This is a genomic window from Candidatus Deferrimicrobiaceae bacterium (assembly GCA_035256765.1).
Classification (GTDB): Bacteria; Desulfobacterota; Deferrimicrobia; order Deferrimicrobiales; family Deferrimicrobiaceae; genus CSP1-8.
The window spans coordinates 1-1566 of the sequence record DATEXR010000274.1 but is presented as its reverse complement, the minus strand read 5'-3'; the positions used below and the strand labels follow the sequence as shown (position 1 = coordinate 1566).

The following is a 1566-nucleotide window of genomic DNA, read 5'->3' as shown; positions in this document are numbered from 1 at the left end:
CGTTCAGCAGCGTCGTCTTCCCCGACCCGCTCGGCCCCAAAAACACCACAAACTCCCCCGGCGGCAGCGCCAGCGACACCCCGCTCAACGCCCGCACCTCCACCTCCCCCATCGCATACACCTTCGACACCCCCACCAACTCCACAATCGTCGACTCACCCTCCATAACCAACTCCTCATACCCCCTGTTCCCCGTTCGGCAGGAGCTGGCCTCCTGCCCCTGTAGGGCGGGGACACCGATCCCCGCCGGCCGTTCCCCGTTCTGTTGGGCGGGGGCTTGCCCCTGCCACCCGGCCGTTCCTCCCTCCCGAGAACGCTCCCTGATCTGGCCCCGAAAAAGTGGACACCTTGTTAAGCTGCCTCAGCAGTCGACTGGCTCTCGAAGGCGGCCGGGGAAAGATACCCCAGAGACGAGTGCAGCCGCTGCCGGTTGTAGAAGACTTCGATGTACTCGAACACCTTCCTGTGCGCGTGCTCGCGCGAGGGCCGGAGCCCATGCAGGCCCAGCTCGCACTTGAGCGTGCCGAAGAAACTCTCCTTGGGAGCGTTGTCCCAACAGTCGCCTTTGCGGGACATGCTCGGGATCATCTGCTGCTCGTTCAACGCGGTCTGGTAGTCACCGCAGGCGTACTGCACGCCGCGGTCCGAATGGTGGATCAGCCCCGGGGCAGGCCGGCGCTGGGCGATCGCCATCTCCAGCGCGCGCAAGGTCAGGCTGCGCTCCAGGGTGGACTGCATCGCCCAGCCCACGATCCGCCGGGAGTACAAGTCCATCACCGTCGCCAGATACTCCCACCCCTGCTCGCAGGCCAGGTAGGTGATGTCGCTCACCCACACCTGGTCGGGGGCGGGGGCGGTGAAGTTGCGCGCCAGCAGATTGGGTGCCACCGGGAAGCTGTGCTTGGAGTTCGTGGTAGCCCTGAATCTGCGTCTGCGAATCCCACAGATGCCCTCAGCGCGCATCAGGCGCCCCACTCGATTAGGAGAGCAGGCGATATCGTCCCGCTGCAACTGGATGTGAATGCGCCGCCGCCCGTAGGTCTTGCGGCTGCGCCGGTGTGCGGCCTTGATCTGGATCACCAGCGCCCGATTCTGTGCCGCTCGCGGGCTCTCGGGCCGACGCAGCCAGGCGAAGTAGCCGCTGGGTGACACCTTCAGTACGCGGCACAAGGCCGCTGCTCGGAACTGCCCCCGGTGCTCCCGGATGAACGAGTATCTCACCGCAGTTCCTTGGAGAAGATACTCACCGCTTTTTTTAGGATGTCGCGCTCCTCGGTGACCCGGCGCACCTCCCGCCGCAGCCGGATCAACTCCTCGTGCTCCTCCGGCGTCAGGCGGTTGGGGCCCGCGCGTTTGCCGTATAGCCCCATCCACCGCCGCAACACCGTCTCATTCAGACCCAGCTCACGGGCCACCTGCGCCACCGGCGTGTCCCCGCGTTCCGCTAGCTTCACCGCCTCCAACTTGAACTCGTTCGTGAACTTCCGTCGCTTTCCCATCTCTCACACCTCGATTCTGTTATACCGTCCATGCTATCGAGGTGTCCATCAAATCGGGGCCGGCCCA

General features: G+C 65.1%; 1 protein-coding gene. It reads right to left on the bottom strand.

The window, feature by feature from the left end:
• Window positions 1-351: 351 nt before the first annotated feature.
• Window positions 352-1499 (bottom strand): IS3 family transposase gene (locus VJ307_09555; protein ID HJX74388.1). Its coding sequence is split into 2 segments (ribosomal slippage): window positions 352-1247 and window positions 1247-1499, totalling 1149 coding nucleotides; the frame shifts between segments, so codons are not numbered across the junction.
• Between the last annotated feature and the right edge of the window lie 67 nt (window positions 1500-1566).